We start from the raw sequence: 1,586 nt of genomic DNA on the forward strand, positions 1-1,586 counted from the left end.
ACATCTTATGAAAGTGGTCAGATCCTGGCGCACCGGCTGTTGACCCGCCGCGAGCGGCCGGACGCGGTATTCTGCGTCACGGATTTATTGGCTTGCGGTTTTATGGACGAGGCGCGCCATCGCTTTGGTCTGCGGATTCCAGAAGATCTTTGTGTCGCAGGCTACGACGATATTCCGCAGGCGGCTTGGTCTTCTTACCATCTCACCACCTTTACCCAACCGGTGGCGTTATTTGCTGAGGATTCGGTTGAGTGGCTGGTGGCCGAAGAGCAGAAGGAAGAGAGCATGATGCCGGCGTTGGGCCAGGATATGCCGGGTGAAACCCGGCTGTACCATGCTGATTTTGTCTGGCGCGGCACCATTCGCGGCGCCTGAATAAAGTCGTTAGGGATAGACAATATTCAACGTGGCAGTGGTATTGATTTTCCCCGCGCTAACGTCAGTGGGGGCATAAGCAAAATAAAACGCCGCCAGAGAAAGCGAGAAACTGGACGTCAGACTCCCTCCCCGCTGCACGTTGAACAGCGACGTGGCGTTGTTGCGGCTGGCAGTAGATGTCGACAGTACAATCGGCGCATCAGGCTGACCGACATTGACCAGGCGGATACCCGCACCTTTGGCGGCACCGTTGGTGTTATCCACCATCACGCTATTGTCGGTACTCAGCAGAGTATTACTGGACAGGAAAATATCAATGGCGCGCGTAGCGGTATTGTTCGCCGCTAATTGTTCGCATTTAAAATTCAGCATAAAGGGTGTGTAGCCAGGTTTATTATTTTTGAGGATCTGGCTGATCCCTTGAGTCGGCAGGGCGACCGTTAATCCAGCATTGTCGAAGCTGCAAGTGGTTAGTTTTGGCGCATATTTGATAATCAACGGCTGACCAAACATATCAGTGTTGTCATATGGCCAGGTCTGGAACAGTGAAGCGACCCACTGCACTATTTTCCCCACTTGTTTTAGCAACCAGAGGATCAGATTTAGCGACGTCAAATCCGAAGCTATCACCGTATCGCTGATATTGAAGGTATCGCCACTGACATTTTTTCCGGAATCGGTGACCAGCGAGAAGGTGAGATTCATATTTTGGTTCAGCTCTGAGGCTGAATGCTGCTTACTGTCTGAAATCTCCATTGAGTCGGATTGCAGGGGTTGCATAGCGACATTGACCAAATATTTTCCATTGGAAAAACCCATCACTATTGAATTTTTCTCCAGGGGAACGAAAAAACCGATGGTGCCACCTCTGCTACTACAAGTGAAGGTTCCGGTATATTGGGTAGGTAACGTCAGGCTCCATACCGGCGTCTGGGCGCTGAGCTTATCGGATAGATCAATGGAGATCGGTGCGGAAAGTTTGATACCGCTATTGTCGGAGCAAGCGGCGTAGCTATAGCCACTGAACAGGCTCGAAAGCAGTAACGCCAAAGGGATGGTTTTCATAATCTTACCTCTGAAAGAGTTATTGGCAGACGTTTTGCACAGAATTCAGGCCAAACTGTGGGTGTTCGATCGCGCAGTGCCGTTGTCGGTCGGCGTTGAGCCGAACCTGCAGATAATCTGGCTGTTTATCGGCTTTGATATAC

At 50.9% G+C, this 1,586-nt stretch carries 2 protein-coding genes; one reads left to right on the forward strand and one right to left on the reverse strand.

From position 1 onward, the window contains the following. The coding region (locus AC2FC2_RS24805; RefSeq protein ID WP_490647520.1) for a substrate-binding domain-containing protein at window positions 1–375 on the forward strand (375 nt) is incomplete at its 5' end. A 9-nt stretch (window positions 376–384) separates the two neighbouring features. Here the strand turns inward: AC2FC2_RS24805 and AC2FC2_RS24810 are convergent. Then, window positions 385–1,443 (reverse strand): fimbrial protein, encoded by a 1,059-nt coding sequence (locus AC2FC2_RS24810; RefSeq protein ID WP_490309002.1) that lies wholly within the window; start codon window positions 1,441–1,443, stop codon window positions 385–387. Between the last annotated feature and the right edge of the window lie 143 nt (window positions 1,444–1,586).

The organism is Serratia sp. CoH_122_TC_1, from assembly GCF_058191755.1.

Coding starts and splice junctions, on each gene's coding strand:
- AC2FC2_RS24810 (WP_490309002.1), bottom strand. CDS start 1,443: ATGAAAACCATCCCTTTGGCGTTACTGCTTTCGAGCCTGTTCAGTGGC.